The organism is Phascolarctobacterium sp., from assembly GCF_045124115.1.
In the GTDB taxonomy this organism is placed as follows: domain Bacteria; phylum Bacillota; class Negativicutes; order Acidaminococcales; family Acidaminococcaceae; genus Phascolarctobacterium_A.
The window spans coordinates 143,865-164,897 of record NZ_JBGVLF010000031.1 but is presented as its reverse complement, the minus strand read 5'-3'; the positions used below and the strand labels follow the sequence as shown (position 1 = coordinate 164,897).

Annotated in this window: 20 protein-coding genes; 16 read left to right on the top strand and 4 right to left on the bottom strand. The window is 45.9% G+C overall.

Annotation, left to right across the window (positions count from 1 at the left end; all coding sequences use genetic code 11):
* Window positions 1–578 precede the first annotated feature (578 nt).
* From ACJMM4_RS05135 to ACJMM4_RS05120, 4 genes are all read left to right on the top strand, one after another.
* Window positions 579–1,616, top strand: coding sequence for an ABC transporter substrate-binding protein (locus ACJMM4_RS05135; protein WP_405383400.1), 1,038 nt, complete (start codon window positions 579–581; stop codon window positions 1,614–1,616).
* Between the two features lie 161 nt (window positions 1,617–1,777).
* Window positions 1,778–3,451, top strand: coding sequence for an ABC transporter permease (locus ACJMM4_RS05130; protein WP_405383398.1), 1,674 nt, complete (start codon window positions 1,778–1,780; stop codon window positions 3,449–3,451).
* A gap of 17 nt (window positions 3,452–3,468) precedes the next feature.
* Entirely contained in the window at window positions 3,469–4,512 is a 1,044-nt protein-coding gene (locus ACJMM4_RS05125; protein ID WP_405383396.1) for an ABC transporter ATP-binding protein, read from the top strand.
* Window positions 4,513–4,575: 63 nt separating this feature from the next.
* Window positions 4,576–5,586 carry an extracellular solute-binding protein gene (locus tag ACJMM4_RS05120; RefSeq protein WP_405383394.1) on the top strand — a complete coding sequence of 337 codons (1,011 nt, stop codon included), beginning with the start codon at window positions 4,576–4,578 and terminating at the stop codon, window positions 5,584–5,586.
* A gap of 351 nt (window positions 5,587–5,937) precedes the next feature.
* Here ACJMM4_RS05120 and ACJMM4_RS05115 read toward each other — a convergent pair whose 3' ends face one another.
* Genes ACJMM4_RS05115 through ACJMM4_RS05105 form a run of 3 tightly spaced genes read right to left on the bottom strand, consistent with a single transcriptional unit; the run spans window position 5,938 to window position 7,855 of the window.
* On the bottom strand, window positions 5,938–6,414 hold the full coding sequence (locus ACJMM4_RS05115) for a DUF523 domain-containing protein (protein ID WP_405383392.1): 477 nt from the start codon (window positions 6,412–6,414) through the stop codon (window positions 5,938–5,940).
* The gene (locus tag ACJMM4_RS05110; protein WP_405383390.1) at window positions 6,411–7,154 is read right to left on the bottom strand and encodes a ThiF family adenylyltransferase; all 744 of its coding nucleotides are present in this window, start codon (window positions 7,152–7,154) and stop codon (window positions 6,411–6,413) included. The genes ACJMM4_RS05115 and ACJMM4_RS05110 overlap by 4 nt, the downstream gene beginning before the upstream one ends.
* 11 nt (window positions 7,155–7,165) lie before the next feature.
* Window positions 7,166–7,855 carry a hypothetical protein gene (locus ACJMM4_RS05105; RefSeq protein WP_405383388.1) on the bottom strand — a complete coding sequence of 230 codons (690 nt, stop codon included), beginning with the start codon at window positions 7,853–7,855 and terminating at the stop codon, window positions 7,166–7,168.
* A gap of 290 nt (window positions 7,856–8,145) precedes the next feature.
* On the opposite strand from ACJMM4_RS05105, the gene ACJMM4_RS05100 reads away from it, so the two are divergent.
* From ACJMM4_RS05100 to ACJMM4_RS05065, 8 genes are all read left to right on the top strand, one after another.
* Entirely contained in the window at window positions 8,146–9,045 is a 900-nt protein-coding gene (locus tag ACJMM4_RS05100) for a radical SAM protein (protein ID WP_405383386.1), read from the top strand.
* A gap of 36 nt (window positions 9,046–9,081) precedes the next feature.
* Entirely contained in the window at window positions 9,082–10,962 is a 1,881-nt protein-coding gene (locus ACJMM4_RS05095) for a sigma-54-dependent Fis family transcriptional regulator (protein ID WP_405383384.1), read from the top strand.
* Window positions 10,963–11,054: 92 nt separating this feature from the next.
* Window positions 11,055–11,501, top strand: coding sequence for a hypothetical protein (locus ACJMM4_RS05090; RefSeq protein ID WP_405383382.1), 447 nt, complete (start codon window positions 11,055–11,057; stop codon window positions 11,499–11,501).
* A 2-nt stretch (window positions 11,502–11,503) separates the two neighbouring features.
* Window positions 11,504–11,788, top strand: a complete 285-nt coding sequence (locus ACJMM4_RS05085) for a hypothetical protein (protein WP_405381283.1) — start codon at window positions 11,504–11,506, stop codon at window positions 11,786–11,788.
* A gap of 66 nt (window positions 11,789–11,854) precedes the next feature.
* Complete coding sequence (locus ACJMM4_RS05080) at window positions 11,855–13,054, top strand: LL-diaminopimelate aminotransferase (protein WP_405381281.1); 1,200 nt, start codon at window positions 11,855–11,857, stop codon at window positions 13,052–13,054.
* Window positions 13,055–13,265: 211 nt separating this feature from the next.
* Complete coding sequence (locus ACJMM4_RS05075) at window positions 13,266–14,378, top strand: hypothetical protein (protein WP_405383380.1); 1,113 nt, start codon at window positions 13,266–13,268, stop codon at window positions 14,376–14,378.
* A 118-nt stretch (window positions 14,379–14,496) separates the two neighbouring features.
* Window positions 14,497–15,252 carry a hypothetical protein gene (locus ACJMM4_RS05070; protein ID WP_405383378.1) on the top strand — a complete coding sequence of 252 codons (756 nt, stop codon included), beginning with the start codon at window positions 14,497–14,499 and terminating at the stop codon, window positions 15,250–15,252.
* Window positions 15,253–15,425: 173 nt separating this feature from the next.
* Window positions 15,426–15,998 (top strand): DUF2284 domain-containing protein, encoded by a 573-nt coding sequence (locus tag ACJMM4_RS05065; RefSeq protein ID WP_405383376.1) that lies wholly within the window; start codon window positions 15,426–15,428, stop codon window positions 15,996–15,998.
* Between the two features lie 78 nt (window positions 15,999–16,076).
* Here ACJMM4_RS05065 and ACJMM4_RS05060 read toward each other — a convergent pair whose 3' ends face one another.
* Window positions 16,077–16,286, bottom strand: a complete 210-nt coding sequence (locus ACJMM4_RS05060; RefSeq protein ID WP_405383374.1) for a 2-hydroxymuconate tautomerase family protein — start codon at window positions 16,284–16,286, stop codon at window positions 16,077–16,079.
* A 212-nt stretch (window positions 16,287–16,498) separates the two neighbouring features.
* Here ACJMM4_RS05060 and rsmI point away from each other — a divergent pair, with 212 nt between their 5' ends.
* Genes rsmI through ACJMM4_RS05040 form a run of 4 tightly spaced genes read left to right on the top strand, consistent with a single transcriptional unit; the run spans window position 16,499 to window position 21,017 of the window.
* A complete protein-coding gene (rsmI, locus tag ACJMM4_RS05055) occupies window positions 16,499–17,353 on the top strand; it encodes a 16S rRNA (cytidine(1402)-2'-O)-methyltransferase (protein WP_405381275.1) in 855 nt (284 codons plus the stop codon).
* Window positions 17,353–19,308: a methionine--tRNA ligase gene (gene metG / locus ACJMM4_RS05050; RefSeq protein WP_405381273.1), complete on the top strand. Its 1,956-nt coding sequence runs from the start codon at window positions 17,353–17,355 to the stop codon at window positions 19,306–19,308. Before rsmI ends, metG begins: the two co-directional genes overlap by 1 nt.
* Before the next feature lies 1 nt (window position 19,309).
* On the top strand, window positions 19,310–20,089 hold the full coding sequence (locus tag ACJMM4_RS05045; RefSeq protein WP_405383372.1) for a TatD family hydrolase: 780 nt from the start codon (window positions 19,310–19,312) through the stop codon (window positions 20,087–20,089).
* 55 nt (window positions 20,090–20,144) lie between these two features.
* The gene (locus ACJMM4_RS05040) at window positions 20,145–21,017 is read left to right on the top strand and encodes a DMT family transporter (protein WP_405381268.1); all 873 of its coding nucleotides are present in this window, start codon (window positions 20,145–20,147) and stop codon (window positions 21,015–21,017) included.
* Window positions 21,018–21,033 lie beyond the last annotated feature (16 nt).

The window sequence follows — 21,033 nt, the reverse complement described above, 5'->3', positions numbered from 1 at the left end:
AACCCTAAGCCGCTTGCAGGATTCCGGTTACTAGAAGTAACGCACGCATGGAGAGCTACATTTACGGGAGGAGTTCTTGCTCTAGAGGTCTATACGCTCTTGCGCGTGCGAAGGGATGTGTCCGTTGCTGGCGCAATGTGTGCAAACATCGTCTGCTACCGTAGCCGTAATCCGTTCCTGTCTGCGCGGCGCGTGCTGGCGACATTCTTGGCTCCCTCTTGGAGGGAGCTGTCAAGCGTACCGCTGTGGCGGTGCGCTTGACTGAGGGAGTGGGAATGAAGGCTCACCCTAACAGAGGGAGCGTTATAACCTGAGAAGGAAACTTTTTATAATTACTTTCAACAAATGGGACACAAAATGTCCGTGTAGGACAAAAAATGTCAAATGTAATTTCGTGGTGGAATGTCTATCTAAAAAGCGTAAAAGTGACACAAAAAGCGAAATATTTGTTAAAATAATGTAAAGTGTAAGCAGGGAAAAAGCTGTCTTTAGCGAATTTTTCTAATAAAGGTGTATAATGTCGTTTACACTATCCAGATTATATATCGAAGTGGATTGAGAAAAAGGAGTGTTTGTGTATGAAAAAATCTAAATGGATGCTTGGTGCAGCTGCAATTCTGGCTTTGTCTGTAGCATTAGCTGGCTGCGGCGGCGGTGACAAAAAGGCTGACAGCAAAGCTGGCGGCACTAAAGGTGAATTGATGGTTTATACCTCCATTTATCCTGACATCATCGACAATATGTGCAAACCTAACGTAGCTAAAGCTTTCCCCGACATGAAAGTTAACTGGTTCCAAGGCGGCACTGAAAAAGTTGTTACCAAGATTACCGGCGAAATCAAAGCTAAGAAGATTGCTGCCGACGTACTGATGGTAGCTGATCCTTCCTACTACCTGAAACTGCAAGACCAAAAATTGCTGTTACCCTACAAATCCAAAGAAGAAAAAGCTTTGATCAACGATAAAGCTGAAGATGGTTCCTGGTATGCAGTTCGTGTTTGCAACATGATCATTGCTTACAACGGCGACAAACTGAAAGCTGAAGACGCTCCGAAAAACTGGACCGATCTGACTGATCCGAAATGGAAAGGCAAAATCGCTATGCCTAACCCCATGCTCTCCGGTACCGCTTATGTAGCAGTTGGCGCACTGGCTGACAAATATGGTTGGGAATACTTCGATAAACTGAAAGCAAACGGCATCCGCGTTGAAGAAGGCAACTCTGCTATTCAAAACAAATTGCTGACCGGCGAATATGCAGCTGCTATGATTCTGGAAGAAAACATTCTGAAATTGGCTGCTACTAAGAAAGAACCCTTGAAGGTTTCCTATCCTACCGACGGTGTAGTTCAAGTTCCTTCCCCGATCGCTATTTTCAACACTACCAAGAATCCTGAAGGCGCTAAAGCAATGGTTGACTGGTGGCTGAGCAAAGAAGGCCAAGAAGCAGTTGTTAAAGGCTGGATGCACTCTGTTCGTGGCGACGTTAAAGAACCTATCGGTTCCGTACCGACCAAACAACTGACCGACTCCAAGATTAAAGTTGACTGGAGAAAACTGGCTGACAACAACGCTAAGATCAAAGAAGAATTCCGTAAACGCGTAATGGACAAATAATCGAACGTAGATTATGAGGCTAATAGGCAAAACAGGGGACGCTTTGGGCGCTCCCTGTTTTTCCTGCTTTATCACAAAACACTAAAATAACCCCATTTTTGTAGGAAACTTCGCTTCAATGAGGTTCCTTAGATTCTGAGGGAAGGAGAAACATACTTTCCATGCTATCATCAAGAATTAACAGTAAGACTATCGTTATTTCGATCTCCGTCCTCCTGCTGCTGTACTTTGTAATTTTCCCCATGGGAATTTTGCTCTTCGACAGTATCGTTAAGGATGGTGCCATTAACTTAGAAAATTACCGCAATGTGTACAGCGCCGACGTCAACTGGAAAGCATTGACCAATACTGTGGAGCTGTCCCTGTTGGTTATGATTGCCAGTGTTATTATTACTTTCCCGCTGGCTTGGCTGGTTGGCCGTACAGATATGCCCGGTAAGAAAGCTTACCGCACTTTGCTGGTATCCAGCTATATGATTCCGCCTTATGTAGGTGCTATTGCTTGGGTGCAGCTGTTGAACCCTAGCGTAGGCTATTTGAACAATATTTTTAAGTGGATGTTTGGCTTGAACGCAGCACCCTTCGACATCTACACTTTCTGGGGTTTGGCTTGGGTATTGACTTTGTTCTATTCCCCCTTCGCTTTCATCACCATCTCCCGCGCTATGGAGAAGATGGATCCCACTTTGGAAGAAGCTGCCCGCGTTTCCGGTGCTTCTCCTCTGCGCACCGTTATTGACGTAACTCTGCCTTTGATGGCACCTTCCATTTTGGCAGGCGGCCTTTTGGTATTTATCGCTGCAGGCTCCTGCTTCGGTATTCCCTCCATCGTCGGTATGCCCGGTAATATCGAGGTTATGACCACCCGTATCGTAACCTACATCTACATGGGCGATGATGCAGGCGTACGTGATTCCACTGCTTTGGCAGCATCCTTGATGTTCATTGCCAACTTCCTGCTTATGGGCATGACTTGGATGATGGGCCGCAAGGACTACACCACTATTTCCGGTAAATCCACCCGCCCCAACATCGTTGAATTGGGCAAATGGAAATGGCCTGCCTTCTGTGCAGTTGGTCTGTACGGCGCTATTGCTGTAATCATTCCCTTGGGCTCCATCGTGCTGACTTCCTTCCTGAAGTCCATGTCCAAGCCTATCGAATGGTCTAACATCGGTATTGAACCGTGGATCCCCGTTATCACCAGTGCTCAGTACATGGAGAGCGTATGGAACTCCGTAATTTACGGTGTAATCGCTGCTACCATTGGTACTGCTCTGTCCCTGTTTGTTGCATACTTGGCTGTTAAAACCCAGCTGAAAGGCCGCAGCATTCCGGACCTTTTGGTAGTAATCGGCGGTTCTACTCCGTCCATCGTTATTGCTTTGGCTTTGATTATTACCTTCAGCGGTAACTATGGCCTGAATATGTATTCCACCATGTGGATTATTATCGTCAGCTACCTGGTTAAGTACATGACCATGTCCGTGCGTACTATTGCAGCGGCATTGAGCCAGGTACACGTATCTTTGGAAGAAGCTGCTTTGAACTCCGGTGCTAACTGGCTGCGTGTGTGCAAGGATATTATCATCCCCTTGATTGCACCTTCCGTAATCGCTGGCTGGTTCCTGATTTTCATGCCGTCCTTCTACGAATTGACCATGTCCCTGCTTCTCTACGGCAGCGACACCAAGACCATCGGCGTATTGCTGTACGAGCTGCAAACCTATGCTGATACTCAGAATGCTTCCGTACTTTCCGTAATCATTCTGATGATCGTATTGATTGGCAACCTGATTCTCAATAAAGTTTCCAAAGGTAATGTTGGTATTTAACAAGGAGTGAAAGATAAATGTCCGAGGTAAGAATTGAGCATGTATTTAAACGTTTTGGCAGTGTAACTGCTGTAAACGATTTTGATTTAGTTGTTAAGGATGGCGAATTCGTTTCCATCCTGGGTCCTTCCGGTTGCGGTAAAACCACCACCCTGCGTATGATTGCAGGCTTTGAGCGTGCTACCGAAGGTGAAATCTATATTGGCGATGCCTGCGTAAGCTCTTCCATTAAGGGTTCCTTTACCCCGCCGGAAAAACGCGACATCGGCATGGTATTCCAATCCTATGCAGTATGGCCCCACATGACCGTAGCAGAAAACGTTGGCTATCCTTTGAAAATTCAAAAGGTAGACAAGGCTGAACGTGAACGCCGCGTACAGGAAATGCTGGAACTGGTTCACTTGGGCGAATATGGCAAACGCTATCCTAACCAATTGTCCGGTGGTCAGCAACAGCGTGTTGCTTTGGCACGTGCTTTGGTTGCACAACCGGGACTGCTGCTGTTGGACGAACCCTTGTCCAACTTGGATGCTAAGCTGCGCGAATCCATGCGTTTTGAAATTTTGGAAATTCAAAAGAAAACCGGTATCACCGTTGTTTATGTAACCCATGACCAAGGTGAAGCAATGGCTATGAGCGACCGCGTAGTAGTAATGAGCATGGGCGTAGTGCAACAAATCGGCGCTCCCCACGAAATTTATACTAAACCTGCTAACAAGATGGTTGCAGACTTCATTGGTCTGGTTAACTTTATGGACGGCGAAGCTAAAGGCGACCGTGTCTTCCTCAAAGGCACCAATCTGTCCTTCCCCAACCACAGCAAAGTTACCGGCGAAGCTACCATTGCTGTTCGTCCGGAGAACATTACCATGTCCGCAAATGGCGGCCAATTGGAAGGCGTGCTGACGCACCGCTTCTATTTGGGCGACTCTGTAGACTATCGTGTTGCTGTTGGCGACCATATTATTCGCGTTATCGTCAAAGGTGCGGATCTTGATGCCTTCAAAGATGGCGAAACCGTATATCTGGACTTTGACCGCGTAATGGTTTTTGAAAAATAAAATCTCGTATGTTATCCGCTTTTCTATGCTATAATAGGAGTATAGAAAGGCGGATTTTTTTAATTGAAAAAAAGACTTTTATGCTTATTAAATATTTTCATAGTGGTTATGGCAGTTCTTATTGCCGGTTGCGGTGGCAGGGAGGAAAAACCTAAGGAACTTGCACTTTGCAGCAGTATGAGCAAAAATCGGACGGAACTTTTTGCCAATGCCTATAGCAAGGCTAGCGGAACTAAGGTTCGTATTAGCTATCTGCCCGGAGGCACGCTGCAGGAACGCCAGGGTTTCCTGCGAAAGCACAAGTTCGACGTGTGGCTGGGTGGAACTAGCGAGGAATACTTCCTAGCGGATGAGCAAAATATTTTGCAGCCCTATGTAGCGAAGGATTCCTATAAGGTACCTGCGGAGCTGCGCAACAGGACGGGGCAGTGGACCAGCTTGTATTTAAGCTATATTGCTTTGCTTAGCAATAAGAACAATCTGCATTCTTATGGATTGTATGCACCGGAAAGTTGGGATGAGCTGCTGGATCCGCAGCTGAAGGATGAAGTTGCCATGGCGGATTTCAATTTGGGTGGCGCCAGCTTTGGCATGCTGACTAGCATTTGGCAGCTGCGCGGCAAAGCATCTGCTTTGGCGTATGCTGCCAAGTTGAATAAGCAGAACCCTGTCTATACATCAGGCTTTGGGGAAGCAGTTGATATGGTGTATATTGGCAAGAAGACTGTGGCTGTAGTGCCTTTGGATTATGCTTTGCTGATGGAGATGCGCCATAGTCATTTGTTTGCTACTGTTCCCAAGGATGCCAACCGTAATATGCTGACAGGCGTAGCGATTATGCAGGGGGCTCCCAATGTGCAGGAAGCCCAAAGGTTTATCGACTATTTGATGAGCGACGAAGGAGCGAAGCTGCTACCGGAAAATGGCTACCATTATATGTGGCACGTAAAAAATTATCCCAATAATGTGGGACGCAGGGAGCTGATTGGTAATGTGCAGGTGCCTGTGGACGATTTGGGATGGACTTCTACTTATAAAAATGAAATTATACGGCAGTGGCTGGAAGCGAAATAAGCACTGCTAAAACAATGAGGCTGTGACATATATTGTCATGTCATCACATCCCCGCCTCACGAGCGATTTTTGACGCTCATTTCGAACCCCTCAGTCACCTATACAGCGTTCAGCAGTATAGGTGACAGCTCCCCTCAATAGGGGAGCCGAGACACTTTGGGCTTGCTTCCGATTGTTTACTAGATATATTCTAAGTATTCTTACGGAAAATATGTTATAGTGCCTCGTTCCCCCTGTTTAGGGGGATGTCATCGACGCGTAGCAAGATGACAGGGGGTGTTTGTGCGAGCTAAAATCGCAAATGATTCGTCTGGGGATATGATGAGCATGACTACTGTCACAGCCTCGCTTTTATTCTTCTAATAATTTTTTTAATAGTTCTTCCGTGAGGTCTTCTTCTCCGTAGATGGTGATGCCGTGGGCGGCAAGGAGGGCAGCGGTGGTGCCCATGCCGGGGGTGCGGGTGCCGGAAAAGGTGCCGTCATAAATTTCTTTGCTGCCACAGGAAGGACTGCGTTGTTTTAAAATAGCGGTGGTGATGTGGTGCTTTTGACAAAGTTCTAAGCACTGCTCAGCACCGCTTTTAAATTCTGCAGTAACGTCCACGCCTTGGTTGTTGATTAACGTAGCTTGTCCGCTCCAAATTTCCGCACCCGTGCCGCCGCGGATTTCCGCAGGTGGGCGGGGAGTGGGCAGTCCGCCTGCACATTCGGGGCAGAAGGCGAGCAACTTAGGCGAGTCTGCATATTGCATGAGCAGAGGACAAGGGTTGCCGTCGCCTTTATAGCGGACGGGGTGATTAAGTAAGCAGGCGCTGACTAAAATCATTGGGCTACCCCTTTGCGTTGTCCGCCTGTCCAACCAACTAAATCTTTAATGACTTCGGAGGCTATAATCAAGCCTGCTACGGAGGGGGTGAAGGCGGTGCTGCCAGGTAGGGCTCTACGCCCCGGTGCTACAGTTTCTTCCGTGCTCCCAATGGCTTCCAAAGGCAGTTCGGTGGAATAGACTACCTTTAAATTCTTTACGCCGCGTTTCTTCATAGCTTGGCGGATAACGCGGGCGAGGGGGTCGACGGAAGTCTTATAAATATCAGCAACTTGGAAAGCGGCAGGATCCATTTTATTGCCTGCGCCCATGGAGCTGATAACAGGTACGCCTGCTGCCTTGGCTGCCATAATAATGGCGATTTTGGCAGCAACGGTGTCGACGGCATCCACAACGTAGTCATACTGGCTGAAATCAAATTCGTGGGCGTTTTCCGGAAGAAAGAAGCATTGACGGCAGGTGACTTCAGCATCAGGATTAATATCAGCAATGCGGGCAGCCATTACTTCTACCTTGGGCTTACCGATAGTGCTGTGCAGGGCGACGATTTGGCGGTTGATATTGGTGAGAGAAACAGTGTCGTTGTCAATAAGCTCCAAGGCACCTACGCCGCTGCGGGCTAAAGCTTCCGTTACGTGGCCGCCCACGCCGCCAATGCCGAAAACTGCGACTTTGGCATGGTGCAGTTTATCCATGGCATCTTTGCCCACTAAAAGTTCTGTACGGGAAAACTGATTCATATCTTGCTCCTTTATTCTTCTTCCTTTATCTGCAGGATTACTTGTCCCTGTTCAACATCTTGATTGTTTTGCGCTTTGATTTCCACAATGGTGCCTGTACAAGGACTGGGAGCTTCTTGGCCCTGCTGTTTTTCTTTAGCTTGCGCCAGCTGGAGTTTCAGCATATCCACTACTTGCTGCTGACCTTTAATGGCTTGGGGAGAAGCGGGCTGTACGCTGATGGTGTTTGCTTGGGAGGCAGCCTGCAATCGCGCTGTAGCCTGCTGCAGTTCTACCTGCGCTGCTTGGGCTTGGTTGCGGGAAACAGCGCCTTGAGCCAGCAGATTATTCATTTTAGCAGCCTTTTGCTGTGCTGCAGCTACCTCCATTTGCAGGGCGGTGGTGTCCGCTGCAGGTTGGGCGTTGATGGTGCCGTTTTGCAAGCGTTTCAGTTCTGCCTCTGCTTTGGCTAGCTTGGTGGACAGGTCTTTGACTTTGCCGTCCAAAGCAGCGTCGCTAATGGCGAAAAGGGGTTGGTCCTTGCTGATGCGCTCGCCTTTTTCGGCAATTAAGCCAAGGACTTTGCCCGTAGCAGGCGCAGTTATATCGTGGATGGCAGCTTGCTTGGCTGTGTTGGTAGGCTGCAATGCGGGGGAGGCGCAGCCGTTAAGGAAAAGGGCAGCACCTAAAAATAATGTATAGATAAGCTTCTTTGTTTTCATAATCTACCTCGGATTCTAATCACTGCACTCTATTATAACATTATCCCGTGGCAAGTGTGTGACAATTTTACACTCTCACTACAGTTCACAAAATCTTTGTATAAAAAGTAACAAAAAGTTTTCAGTTTACCATTACAAAACCGCAAAAATCGTGTATAATATAGTTGAAAGTGTTTTAAATTTTACACTTGCGGCAAAGTGTAGCTAGCAAAAAGAGCTTTGCCCATACCGGCGCCACTGTTTTTTATTGTTTTTCTTTTTAATTTTATTTTTTATGAGTGAGGTAAACTATGTTTTTTGATTCTTATGACACACCGGTATTTCGTCCGCCCAGTGAGGCGAGAAGCTTTATTTTAAGAGTAACCAGAGGCTGCGCCCATAATAAATGCACTTATTGCAATATGTATCGCGGCGTACCTTTCCAAATATTAAAGGACGAGGAAATTTCCCGCCAGATTGCTATGGCCGCTTATTACGGCAAAGATAAAGTGCGCAGGGTTTTCTTGGCTGATGGTGATGCTTTGGTACTGCCTACGGCCAAACTTCTGAAAATTTTGCAAGCTTTGCGGGAGCAGTTCCCCAAACTGCAGCGTGTATCCAGCTACGCAGCACCTAAAGATATTTTGCGCAAGAGCGAAGAAGAACTGCGTCAGCTGAAGGAAGCAGGGCTGCAGCTTTTGTATTACGGCATGGAAACAGGCGACGATGCTACGTTGAAAGCCGTGAACAAAGGCGTCGATGCGGAAGAAGCCATTGAAGCAGGCCGCAGGGTAACTGCCAGCGGCATGAAGCTTTCTATGATGGTTATCCTTGGCTTAGCAGGGGTGGAGGGCAGTGCCCGCCACGCTTTAGCAACTGCCAAAGCCATCAACATTATTAAGCCCACCCACTTGAGCGCATTATGCCTGATGCTCTACCGTGGCAGTGAGCTTTTAGACCAATTTGAAGCAGGGCAGTTCAATCCCCTGTCCCCTGCAGGGCTGATGCAGGAACTGCATTTAATGCTCAAAAATATTGATTTGCCTGCGGACCACCATTGCCTATTCCGCAGCAACCATGTTTCCAACTACGTACAGTTGGCTGCAACTCTGCCGAAAGAAAAGGAGCGCCTACTCCGTCAGGTAGAAAGTGCAGTGGCCCAGCTGAGCAAGTTGAAGACTTGGGATGTTTATAATAACACTGAATACTGATGAGATAGATAAAATTTAACCGGGAGGGTCCAGTGTATGATTAGAGAGAGAAGAAATAAGGAGAAACTGGCTTCTTATTACAAAAAATTCATGGACGAGGGAGTTGTCGATCCCAACGTCCATCCTTGGGTTGCAGAAAGCTGGCAGCGTTGCCGCGCTATGAATCTGCCCCATGAAACCATGCCTAAAATCAACAAATTGAGCCGTGAGGAGATTATTGAACACCAAAAAACTCATGAGTTCATTGTTAAATATGTAGACGGTCTTTACGAGCAAAGCAAGCAGCATTTCAATATTCATAATCTGAGTATGCTGCTCATTGACGAAAACGGCTACGTTATTAAAAACTATGCTATGCCTTTCTTCCAACGCATTATCGAAGATATCCAAGGTATGCGTGTTTTGGAGGAAGATGTTGGTACCTCCAGCATCAGCGTAGCACGTGAGCATAATGTGCCCTTTTTGATGTTTGGCCCGGAAATGTGGATTAAGGACAGCCATTCCGGCGATGCCTGCAGTGCGCCTATCTGCGTAAACGGCAAAATCCGCTACATTATTTCCTTCTTCTCCTTGGATCAGAACGATCTGCCCTATGATTTGCTCCTTTCCCTGCTGTTGACCATGAAGTATTCCATTGAACAGCATTTGGCAATGTTGGAATCTTGGACCATTAACCGCATTATGATGGAGCAACTGCCCGTAGCTGTGTATTGGCTGGGCAAGGATGGCAGCGTAAAATATGCCAACGAAAACGGCAAAAAGCGTTTGGACGGTCATGACCGTTTGGACAGTGTGTTCTTGAACTATGAGCATATTCCCATCAAAAAAGCTTTGCGCGGCGTGCCTACCCAAAGAAGAGAAATTACTTGGATTACCCAAGATAGAACTTACGAAGATATTACTACTGTTATGCCTATTAAAGTGGGCAGCGAAGTGGAAAGCGCTTTGGTGCTGTCCATGTCCATTGAAGATTTGAAGACCACCATTGCCCATGCCACCGGTTATAGCAGCCGTTACAGTCTCTACAGCATGGTTGGCGAAACCAGCGAATTCTTGGCATTGCAGCACAAGGCTAGCCGTGTAGCCCGCACTGAGCACAACATCCTGCTCCAAGGCGAACCCGGTACCGGCAAGCAGCGTCTGGCTCATGGTATCCATCAAGCCAGCCCCCGTGCTGCTGCTCCCTTGATTGCCGTAAAATGCCACAATGCGCCTTTGGCTGAATTGGAAGAAGAATTCTTTGGGGCTAAGGATGGGGACCAACAGTCCGCAGGCAAGCTGGAATTGGCTATGGGCGGTACCCTGTTCTTGGACGAAGTAGAAAAACTGCCTATGGAAATGGGCGATAAATTGGCAGATGCTCTGACCCATGGTCTGCCTTCCTCTAAAAAAGGCGGCAAACCCCGTACCTTCGACGTACGCGTTATTGCAGCCTGCGACTCTAATCTGAAACGTTTGGCAGACAAGGGCTTGTTCAGCCGCAAACTGTACGAACTGGTGCTGGATACTACCATGCGTGTTCCGCCTCTGCGTGAGCGTGTAAAAGATATCGAAGTTATTGCAGGCCATATCTTGGTGGAAATGTCCGCACAGCACAACCTGCCGCAAAAACGCCTGTCTCCTGAAGCTGTGTCCCTGTTGCTCAGCTGCAGCTGGCCCGGCAACATCAAGCAACTGCAAGGCGTTATCGAGCAAGCTTTCTTCCATACTCCCGGTAGCATCATCGAAGCAGAAAATATTAAACTGCCCGGTGATAAGACTTTGGAGCGTTCTTGGAAGTACGATAAAGAAGCCTTCATTGCAGCTTGGAAATCTGCTGGCGGCAACATCAGTAAGCTGGCTTCCATGTTGGATGTAAGCCGTGTAACTTTGTACCGCTATTTGAAGAAGTACGGTTTGGGTCCCAAAACAAAATAACGTAAATTTTGCGTCTTCCCGCAAGGTTAGCTTATTGAAATAATTGGCAAGCTAGAGTAAAATATTACTATAAATCATGAGGAGGTATCATCATGTCTGAAATTTTAGCAGAAGCAACATTCCCCAGCGTGGTGCATAATAACGAAGTTTGCGAAGAAATCGTTAAGTGGGGCAACAAAAATGGTTTCCCTCTGAAAAAAGCAAAATTATACAATAAAATGGATGGCTATGTAGGTTTTTCTCCGGACAACTACTTTATTAAAGCAACTCGTCTGCCGCCTGTTCCCGGTGGTTGGAAAGTTGTTGTAGAAAAGTACGAAGCTGAAACCCGCATCATTCCTTTGAACGTAAAACCGGGTACCGGTGAAGTAAACCGCTTCATCCTGAAGATGATCGAGGAATACGAAAAAGAAGGTCTGAAGATGGAATTGGCTGACGAGACTTACGAGTCCTACGGCACCTATCTGCGCGACTTGAAGGTTATGGGTCATCCCGTACTTATCAACACCTTCGAAGATTTCATTGAAAACATGCGCTAATTATGAGCGTGTTAGAAAAACAGCTGGCAAGGGCGCTGGATAAGCGCTTGGCAGTGTTCGCCGCGAAAGCGGCGGACGGCAGCCTGCTGCAGGACGAAATGTCCCTGCGGGCTGCAGCCTATATGGCCAGTGAAATAATCATGCCCTGCTGCTGTATGCTGTGCAATAAAGATAAGCTGGCGCAGCTTTTGGGGCAGACAAGTTTGTGCAACGGTCAGCAGGAGCTGACTACTAAGCTGGCAGAACTTGTTTATGCTGATTTGGCCCGTTGCAACGGCTTGGGCTAAGCCAAAATCGCTATTATTTTAATACCTGCCTCTGGGTGGGTAAATTGTTTTTATGGGGGTTCTAAAATGGCGTTTGTTAACGAAAATTATTGTAACTTGAAAGAAAGCTTTTTATTTGCAGATATTGCGCACAAGGTAGAAGCATATAGCGCTGCACATCCGGAAAAGAAAATCATCCGCTTGGGCATTGGCGACGTAACCCTGCCTTTGGTTCCTGCTGTTATTGATGCTATGGCTAAAGCAGTACAGGAAATGGGCGTAAAGGAAACCTTCCGTGGCTATGGTCCCGAACAAGGCTACACCTTCCTGCATGATGCAATTGTAAAATATTATGCTTCTTTCGGCGTAGAGCTGGAAAGCAACGAAATCTTCATCAGCGATGGTGCTAAGAGCGACTGCGGTAACATTACCGATATTTTCAGCAATGCTAATACTATTTTGATTCCTGATCCGGTATACCCCGTATATCTGGATACCAATATTATGTGCGGCCGTAAAATCGTTTACATGGAAGGCAAACCGGAAAACAATTTCCTGCCCATGCCGGACGAAAACGTAAAGGCTGACGTAATCTATCTGTGCTCTCCTAATAACCCCACCGGTGCTGCTTACACCAAGGAACAATTGGAAGCATGGGTTGCTTACGCAATGAAAAATGATGCAGTAATCCTCTATGATGCTGCTTATGAAGCTTATGTAGCAGATGCATCTATTCCTCGCAGCATTTTTGTTGTAGAAGATGCTAAGAAATGCGCTATTGAACTGTGCTCCCTGTCCAAAACTGCAGGCTTCACCGGTACCCGTTGCGGTTACACCGTTGTGCCCCACGCACTGGTTCGCAAAACTGCAGGTGGCAAGGATATGGAACTGAATAAAATGTGGCTGCGTCGTCAAACCACTAAGTTCAACGGTGTTCCTTATATCATCCAACGCGGTGCGGAAGCAGTATTCAGCGAAGTTGGCATGGCACAATGCCGTGAAAACATTGCTTATTACATGGAAAATGCCCGTCTGATCAAAGAAGGCTTTGAAAAGATCGGCGTACAATGCTTTGGCGGCGTACATTCTCCCTACATTTGGCTGAAATGCCCCAACGGCATGAGCTCTTGGGAATTCTTCGACTACCTGCTGGATAACCTGGCTATTGTTGGTACTCCGGGCGCAGGCTTCGGTACCATGGGCGAAGGCTATTTCCGTCTGACCGGTTTTGGTAGCCGTGAAAACACCATTGAAGCTGTTAACCGCATTGTAGAAGGTTTGAAATAAGCGGCAATAGGTTGTGCTTGAGTAAAAATTAAAGAGTCGCGCGCTTTGTTCCTTTGGGGAGCAAGGTGTGCGGCTTTTTTTGTGTTGTGGGGAGTTTTTTTAATAATAATACGCATCGTAGGTTTGTAGGAGGATTTTGGGATAGTTAAGGAGTATAATAGAATTAAGGCTTTAAAATTTGACTATTCGCTATGCCGAAGGGGGAATACGCATGAATCGCAAGCATTTAGACATTGTTATAAGAAATTATATCGCTAAGTTTGCAGAGATTAATTATAATCCAGCTAATGACGAGGGGTATAAGTTGGTTGCTATTGATTGCTTTCAAAAGCATTGGGATATAAATGCGAAAGACTTTCAGCAAATGTTTAGCGATGCTGTGGCTGAAACGTATAATCTCATCGATAATACAGTTCAACCTCTAGGTGGTATTAAAAAATTACTAACTTTCGAAGAAGAGGTAGACTTTGTTAAAAGTTGTTTTGCTAAATTGTTTGTGGAAGATGGTGAAGATTTAGCAGAAAGGCTAAAACGTATTGATACATTTGTTGATGATGTTAATGGACGTATCGCTAAATATTATCCTAAGTCTTGGAGATATCAACAAAACAGAGCTAGTGTTATTCTCTATTTAAATCTTTGGGCTCCATATGACAACTATATTTATAAAGCGACAGAAGTTAAAGAAATGATGAACTGTATTGAATATAGTGATGATTTTGGTGGTGGGCAAAGCTTTTCCTTGGCTAAATATTATAAAATGTGCGATGCAATTCTTGCAGAGCTGCCAAGATATCCTGAGCTGTTACGATTACATGATGAGCTTCGCAATAAGAAAAATATTAAGGTCAAGGATGATTTGCACGTATTAGTATATGACCTTATATACTGTGCAGATTATTATAAACTTTATGACGATATTCCTGTAACGAAAACAGCTGCCAAAAAGAGTAAGGCTATGGGAAAAACTGTTGAAGACGCAGAAGAACGAGAAGCTCTGCTAGAACAATTAGTAACGGTGGAGCAACTTTTGACAGAAGTTTTAGCTGAGAAATTAGAATATCCTGATGTAGTGGGATTGCATGTAGTCCATAAAAAATTTGGCGAAGGTGTGGTAACAAGTGCTACCGCTGAAATGGTTACTATTGATTTTGCAGGGACTATAAAGAAATTCCAAACTTTAACCGGATTCGTTTCCAAATATTTTACTTGTGATGATAGTGCTGTCTTTACGCAAATAAATCGTATCGAAGAACATGAGCAGAAAAAAACTGCGTTGGAAACAGAGGTTAAAACGCTAAAAATGAAGTTGGCGAGATTCTAAGAGAAAGCAATCTTAGTAATGCTTGCATATAAGATTAAATGATAGTATGATAGTATTAGTATTTTAAATTTAATGTAATACTATGCTGAAATAATGCTTGTTGATGGGAGGAATAATTATGGTAAAAGCTAATCGATTTGCGGCAACTGTTTTAAGTGCATTACTTTTATTCAATGGGGTAGGGGTTCCTGTGGCTTGTGCTGCTTCTAATACCACTATGGCTGTTGTTGATGAGAATTATGATCCATTTGCTGAAGAACAGGTAGAACCTGCTGTAGATGAAAGTAAATTGACTTTTAAACAAAGGTTGCAACTTAAAAAAGAGCAAGAAGAAAAGCAAAATGCTAAAATTACAATCAGCAATGTTTTACCAGGACATGTATATATACCTAAAAAGACATTGCTAAATGTAGAACTGATTGAAGAAGCAAATTCTAAAAAATGCAAGAAAAACCAAATTGTAAAATTCCAAACAACAGAGAATTTAATTATAAATGGTGTTGTCGTAATTCCGAAGGGTACTGTTGGGCTAGGTTATGTATATGAAGTTCAAAAGGCTGGTGGATTTGGGCGCAAAGGCGTATTGCGCATAGCTGGTAAAGAATTGAAGACTATTAACAATGTGACTGTTCCGTTACGTCAAGGTTTAGAAGGAAAGGGGCATACTGATGGTGGTGCTGTGGCAGTTGCCGCTGCAGTTAGTCTAGTTGGTGGTTTGTTCATGAAAGGTAGCAATATTAACTATCCTGTAGGAACGCCATTCCAAGTAGAAGTAAGGGAAAATGTTGATTTGGAAGCAACACCGGAGAATCTTGCAGAGGTCATGAATCCCAATGTTCCACATGGACAAGAAATAGTTGTTGATGTAAGATAAAACTTGATTGATGCTAAAAAGGCGTGCTGTACAATTTGCAGTACGCTTTTTGCATATTGTGTCATTTGAAATCTTTGGAGAAAAAGTGTTAAAATAGATTTGTACATAATAGCATTTTTACAATGTATTTACTAAAGATACGATGGGACTAGTTTTATCAAGGAGGCTATCCGATGGAAAAAGAGCTTTTACAACAAAACTTGCAAAAATTAATGGACAAGGCTTTGGCTATGGGCGCCAGCGCGGCGAAGGTGGTGAGCGTGCCGCAGATTAAGACCGGTGCGTGGACAAGGATGAAGTGCCAATACGGCTGCCCTAATTATGGTGCCACTTTGTGCTGTCCTCCGTATACTCCCGATTACGAAGCTACACAGAAATTTCTCTCCGAATATGCATACGGTATCATTGTAGAATATACCATGGAACTGCCGGAAGGCGCAGGCCCAGGCGCCTTTACCAGTGCCGATTTAAAAATGTCCAATGGGTTGCTAGAGATTCTCCTAGGTTTGGAACGGGATGCTTTTTTGCTGAATAATTATCGTGCTTTCGCCCTCAAAGCAGGTCGTTGCCGTTTGTGCGACAAATGCAATCTCCAAAAATGCGTTAACCCCACTAAAGCACGTCCTTCCCTGGAAGCCTGCGGTATTGACGTCTTTGCTTTGGCTAACGACAATGGCTTTAAGATGGAAGTAATCACAGGGCCTATTAAGGAATTAAAAATTTACGGTTTACTATTGGTTGAATAACAGTTTAAGTCGTTGATGAAAAAACAGCGCTGGTTGCAACGTAGGAGCTGCAATCAGCGCTGATTAATTTAGCGTATGTTATTTTTTAGCGTTCTTGCGGATTTCTGTAACAGGTACGCCGCCGATGCCCCAGTTATCCACGTCCACTTCGTCGATAACTACAACGGTAGTAGCTTTGTTTTTGCCCAAAACATCATGGAGCAGATTGGTAGCACCTTCGATAAGCTGACGTTTTTGTTCCGGGGTAACATTACCTTCTTTGGTGATTTTAATATTTACGTATGGCATGCTAATGCCTCCCTTCGTAAAAATAACTCTGTCCATATTGTACGCCAAAGCCAAAAAGGGCGCAAGTGCCATTATCTTTATGAAAAAAGGCGCATATTCACCAGGATGATTGCTTTATTTCTTTCTTGCGTTGTGATAAAATAAATATATTATGGATTGGCCTGCGCTTTTAGTGACAAGTGCTGCCGAAGACCGTAGAGGAGGCGACGCTGTTGGCAGAAACTGAATATGGAACACTGTACCTGTGCGCTACGCCCATAGGCAATTTGGAGGATATGACTCCCCGTGCTTTGCGGATGCTGCAGGAAGCAGATATGATTGCCGCGGAAGATACCCGCCACACCCTACAGCTTTTAAACCATTTCGGTATTAAAGGTCGTCTTGTCCGTTATGATGAACACAGCAAGGAAAAGCAGGGCGCTTACCTATTGGAGCAGCTTTTGGCAGGGAAGAATATTGCCCTCGTTAGCGATGCAGGTTTTCCCGGTATTGCCGATCCAGGCGAAGCTTTAGCGAAAGATGCTATTGCTGCAGGCGTACGCGTAGTACCTGTCCCCGGCGCTAACGCTGCTTTGTGCGCGTTGATTGCCAGCGGACTGCCTGCCTATCCGTTTTTCTTCGGCGGCTTTCTGCCCAAGAGCAGACGTAACCGCAAGGAGCAGTTGGACGCATGGCGCTACATTCCTGCTACCATGCTTTTATACGAAGCACCCCACCGTATTGAAGAAGTTCTCAAGGATATTCTGGAATGTTGGGGGGATCGTCCCATGGCAGCGGCCAGGGAGCTGACCAAGCTTCACGAGGAGTTCTACCGTGGCACCATTAGCGGCTGTTTGGCTTGGCTGGAAGAAAACGGTGCTCGAGGCGAGTTCTGCCTAGTTATTGGGCCCAGTACCGAAGAAAGACCGCAAACAGAAGAAGTCCTAGAGCCTTTGGACGAAGTGCGCAAGCTGATTGCTGAAGGCATGGATAAAAAATCCGCCTTGGCCCAGGTAGCAAAACAACGTAAAATCCCCAAGCGGGAGCTATATAATCAATTAATTTCTGAAGAAGAAGGGGAAGCATAATGACAAAACCGAGTTACTATATTACCACTCCTATTTATTATCCCAGTGACAATCTGCACATTGGTCACGCATATTGCACCACCATTGCTGACAGCTTGGCACGTTTCCACCGCTTGAAAGGCGAAGATGTATTCTTCCTTACCGGTAGTGATGAGCATGGCCTGAAAATCCAACGTAAAGCAAAGGAAAAGGGCGTAACTCCCATCCAATATGTTGATGCGATTATTGCTAACTTCAAACTGCTGTGGGAAAAACTGCACATTTCCAATAACGACTTTATTCGTACTAGCCAAGAACGTCATCACAAAGTAGTACAAGACGCATTGCAAAAAATTTATGAGCAAGGTGATATCTATAAAAAGAACTATGAAGGTCTGTACTGCGTACCTTGCGAATCATACTGGCTGGAACGCCAACTGGATGAAAACGGCTGCTGCCCCGACTGCCATCGTCCTGTAGAAAAAATGCAGGAGGAAAGCTATTTCTTCAAAATGAGCAAATACGAAGGCTGGTGGCTGGACTTTATTGAAAAGCACCCTGACTTCATCCAACCTGCAAGCCGTCGTAACGAAATGATTAACTTCGTAAAACAAGGCTTGGAGGATTTGTGTATTACCCGTACTACCTTCGACTGGGGCATTCCTGTTCCCTTCGACAATAAGCACGTTGTATATGTATGGTTCGACGCACTGCTGAACTATCTGACCGGTATTAAATATGGCACCGATGATGCCTTCTTCCATAAATATTGGCCTGCAAGCCTCCACCTGGTAGGCAAGGAAATCGTACGTTTCCACACTATTATTTGGCCCATTATGCTCCACGCTATGGGTTTGGAAATGCCTCAAGAAGTATACGGCCACGGCTGGCTGGTAGTTGATGGCGACAAGATGTCCAAATCTAAGGGCAATGTTATTGATCCCTTGGCTTTGATTGACGAATTTGGCGCTGATGCTATCCGTTACTTCCTGCTCCGTGAAATCAATCTGGGTAGCGATGGCAACTTCTCCCGTGATGCTTTGATTAACCGTGTAAATGCGGATTTGGCTAACGATTTGGGCAACTTGCTCCACCGTACTGTTTCCATGATCGAAAAATATCATGGCGGTATTGTTGAAGACACCGGTGCTGCAGAGCCTATTGACGACGAGCTGAAAGCATTGGTTGCTGAAACCGTTGCCAACTACACCAAAGCCATGGACAACATGGAAATCAACAGCGCAATTAAAGGCGTATGGGCTATGATCAGCCGCGCTAACAAATATATTGATGAAACTGCTCCTTGGATTTTGGCTAAGGACGAAGCTAAGGCTGATCGTCTGAAGACTGTTATGTACAATTTGGCAGAGGTACTGCGTATTACCGCCATTCTCATCAGCCCCTATATTCCTACCACCAGCCCGAAAATCTATACCCAACTGGGCTTGGCAGTGCCGGAACAGTTCCTGCTGGCTGATGCAGTTTGGGGTGGTTTGGCTAACGGTACTAAGGTTGCTAAGGGCGATCCTCTCTATCCGCGTATTGAAGTTACCGAAGATGGCGCAACCATTATCGGTGGCAAGCGCTACGAGCCCAAGGTTGCTGCACCTGCTCCCAAGGAAGAAGAAAAACCTGCTATGGAGCCCATCAAACCGGAAATCTCCATTGATGACTTCAACAAGGTAGATTTGCGCGTTGGCAAGGTACTGGAAGCAGAAAAAGTAAAGAAATCCAAAAAGCTTTTGAAATTGCAAGTAGAAATCGGTGGCGAGGTTCGCACCATCGTCAGCGGTATTTCCCAATACTATGAACCTGAAGCTATGGTAGGCAAGAACGTAGTAGTAGTTGCTAACTTGGCACCGGCAAAACTTATGGGTATTGAATCCTATGGTATGCTGCTGTGCGCTTCCGATGGTCAAGGCAATTTGGTTCTGGCAGACGCTCCGGGCATGGCAAGCGGTAGCAGAGTAAAATAAGATGAGCAGGACTGGTTTGTGGGATTCTCATGCCCACCTGGATTCTGATTATTTTACTGACGACAGGGAAGAGCTCATTGCCAAGCTGCAGGAGGATCTTGACGGTATCGTCAATCCCGGCTGTGATGGACCTACCTCTGCTTTTGCAGTGGAGCTGGCGGAAAAATACGATTTTATTTATGCTGCTGTAGGCTGGCATCCGGAGGAGTTGAAGGGTATTCCTGCGGATTATCTGGAGCAGCTGGCTGCTTGGGCAGTGCATCCCAAGGTGGTGGCCATTGGCGAAATAGGCTTGGATTACTACTGGAAGGAAAACGAGCCTAAAGAGGTACAACAGCGCATTTTCCTTGAGCAGATTGATCTTGCTAAGCAGTTTGATTTGCCCATCATCATCCATGACCGCGATGCTCATGGGGATATGCTGGAGCTGTTCCAAAAGGAAGTCAAAGGGGTGCAGGCTGTGTTCCATTGCTTTAGCGGCAGTTTGGAAATGGCTAAGGAGCTTGCTAAACGAGGCTATTACTTTGGCTTCGGTGGCACTTCTACCTATAAGAACAACCAGAAGACTCGTGAGGTTATGCAGTACGTGCCTAAGGAGCTGTTGCTCTTTGAAACGGATAGTCCGTATTTGAGTCCTGTGCCTTTTAGAGGCAAGCGCAATAATCCGGGTTATGTGGAATACACTGCTCGTCATGCGGCAGAGCTTTTAGGCATGGATTTTGCAGAGCTGGCAGCTTTGACTGCGGCTAATACTAAGAGGCTCTTTAAGAAAATAAAATAGTAAGGTTGGGACGGTTTCGTCCCAGCCTTTTATGTTTTTATATCGAGGTTAGTCTATGCTGAAAGGTATAATTTTAATCGTCTGCGCTGCCAGCTTTTGGGGCTTGGGGGGCGTAGCGGGACAATTTCTTTTTAAATATTATGCCATGGATCCTTTTTGGCTGGTTATGGTACGCCAAATTATTGCAGGCAGCTGTTTTTTAGGCTATGCTGCTTTAGTGCATAAGGTGGATGTGTTTGACTTCCTGCGCAAGTATCCTGTGACCATGATCAAATTTTCCTTCATCGGTATTCTGGGGGCGCAGTTAGGCTTTTACTATACCATTAACCTGTGTAATGCCGCTACTGCTACGGTGTTGCAGTATTCCGCCCCTGTGTACGTAATGCTGTGGATGAGCTACACCCAGCGCCGTATGCCGGAAGGACGGGAGATCATTGGTATTTTTGGCGCGATTGTGGGCGTCTTCCTCATTGCGACCCATGGCAGTCTAAATAGTTTGGCGTTGAGTCCTGCAGCGTTGTTTGTAGGTCTGTTATCCGCCATTTCCTATGCTTATTACAGTATCAAGCCTGTGGATTTGTTGAAGGTTTATCCTGCTTCCGTCATTATCGGCTGGGGGCAGTTGATTTCCGGTTTATCCTTAATTTCCATGCGCAATCCTTTAGTTGTTCCGGTGGAGTTAGATACTATGGCTTGGGTGGCAATGGTGTACTTAATTTTGGGCGCTACTATTGCCAGTTATGGCTTGTACCTTGGCGGTTTGAAAATTGTCGGGCCTACCAAGGCGAGCCTGATTTCTTGCGCCGAACCTTTGGCATCCATTATTGCGGTAGTGCTGCTTTTAGACACTAAGCTGGTACTGCCTGACTACGTGGGCATGGGCTGCATTATTTTCACGGTATTGCTTTTGTCCTTGCCGAAAAAATAATACCCACGCCTGCATC

Bases quoted from the DNA above. Each gene is read 5' to 3' on its own strand.
- ACJMM4_RS05045 (WP_405383372.1), top strand. From the start codon at position 19,310: ATGAGCAGGACTGGTTTGTGGGATTCTCATGCCCACCTGGATTCTGAT.
- ACJMM4_RS05110 (WP_405383390.1), bottom strand. From the start codon at position 7,154: ATGAATCAGTTTTCCCGTACAGAACTTTTAGTGGGCAAAGATGCCATG.
- ACJMM4_RS05135 (WP_405383400.1), top strand. From the start codon at position 579: ATGAAAAAATCTAAATGGATGCTTGGTGCAGCTGCAATTCTGGCTTTG.
- ACJMM4_RS05100 (WP_405383386.1), top strand. From the start codon at position 8,146: ATGTTTTTTGATTCTTATGACACACCGGTATTTCGTCCGCCCAGTGAG.
- metG (WP_405381273.1), top strand. From the start codon at position 17,353: ATGACAAAACCGAGTTACTATATTACCACTCCTATTTATTATCCCAGT.
- ACJMM4_RS05105 (WP_405383388.1), bottom strand. From the start codon at position 7,855: ATGAAAACAAAGAAGCTTATCTATACATTATTTTTAGGTGCTGCCCTT.
- ACJMM4_RS05060 (WP_405383374.1), bottom strand. From the start codon at position 16,286: ATGCCATACGTAAATATTAAAATCACCAAAGAAGGTAATGTTACCCCG.
- ACJMM4_RS05075 (WP_405383380.1), top strand. From the start codon at position 13,266: ATGAATCGCAAGCATTTAGACATTGTTATAAGAAATTATATCGCTAAG.
- ACJMM4_RS05085 (WP_405381283.1), top strand. From the start codon at position 11,504: ATGAGCGTGTTAGAAAAACAGCTGGCAAGGGCGCTGGATAAGCGCTTG.
- ACJMM4_RS05065 (WP_405383376.1), top strand. From the start codon at position 15,426: ATGGAAAAAGAGCTTTTACAACAAAACTTGCAAAAATTAATGGACAAG.
- ACJMM4_RS05070 (WP_405383378.1), top strand. From the start codon at position 14,497: ATGGTAAAAGCTAATCGATTTGCGGCAACTGTTTTAAGTGCATTACTT.
- ACJMM4_RS05090 (WP_405383382.1), top strand. From the start codon at position 11,055: ATGTCTGAAATTTTAGCAGAAGCAACATTCCCCAGCGTGGTGCATAAT.
- ACJMM4_RS05095 (WP_405383384.1), top strand. From the start codon at position 9,082: ATGATTAGAGAGAGAAGAAATAAGGAGAAACTGGCTTCTTATTACAAA.
- ACJMM4_RS05130 (WP_405383398.1), top strand. From the start codon at position 1,778: ATGCTATCATCAAGAATTAACAGTAAGACTATCGTTATTTCGATCTCC.
- ACJMM4_RS05080 (WP_405381281.1), top strand. From the start codon at position 11,855: ATGGCGTTTGTTAACGAAAATTATTGTAACTTGAAAGAAAGCTTTTTA.
- ACJMM4_RS05115 (WP_405383392.1), bottom strand. From the start codon at position 6,414: ATGATTTTAGTCAGCGCCTGCTTACTTAATCACCCCGTCCGCTATAAA.
- ACJMM4_RS05125 (WP_405383396.1), top strand. From the start codon at position 3,469: ATGTCCGAGGTAAGAATTGAGCATGTATTTAAACGTTTTGGCAGTGTA.
- ACJMM4_RS05040 (WP_405381268.1), top strand. From the start codon at position 20,145: ATGCTGAAAGGTATAATTTTAATCGTCTGCGCTGCCAGCTTTTGGGGC.